The sequence below is a fragment of the Synechococcus sp. OH2 genome, assembly GCF_047462155.1.
Taxonomy (GTDB): Bacteria; Cyanobacteriota; Cyanobacteriia; order Thermostichales; family Thermostichaceae; genus Thermostichus.
On sequence record NZ_JANSIR010000122.1, the window covers coordinates 37,795 to 38,267 of the forward strand.

A 473-nucleotide genomic window follows, 5' to 3' on the forward strand; every position below is an offset into this window, starting at 1 on the left:
TCCCTCCCAGCCACAAGCCGGGTTGACACAACGAAAACGCTTCCCTTCCCGCTGCCCAAGCCACAAGCAGCGGTGACAAGTTTGCGAAGGGTAGGCAGGTGGCACTACCACCACCTTCACCCCTGCTCTTGCTGCCTTGTACTCTAGAAACTGTCTCCACTGGGAGAACGCCCAACTGTTCACCCGCCGACGCTCAACTTTACTACGCGACTGTTGATTGGTGCGTTCTCTCATCCCAGTTAAGCCCTCCAAGGCAATGAGGCTACAGGTAGCTTTGGCCCTAGCAACAATCGCTAAGGACTCCGTCCCGCTGACGCAAGTAGAGATGCAGTGGTTCAGCCAGGCTTGAAAGCGTCTCTCCCGACCAGACAGCCGTTGCAACAGCTCCCAGCATCGACGCCGAGTGCTGCGTGTGCCCTCACCGACCTTGCGTTGCAGAGCCGCTCTCAAGCGGGAGTAGTGGTCTCTGACCT

At 58.1% G+C, this 473-nt stretch carries 1 protein-coding gene; it reads right to left on the reverse strand.

Annotated features, from left to right (window positions below; all coding sequences use genetic code 11):
• The coding region (locus tag NW835_RS13440; RefSeq protein ID WP_414415552.1) for a zinc ribbon domain-containing protein at nt 1–473 on the reverse strand (473 nt) is incomplete at both ends.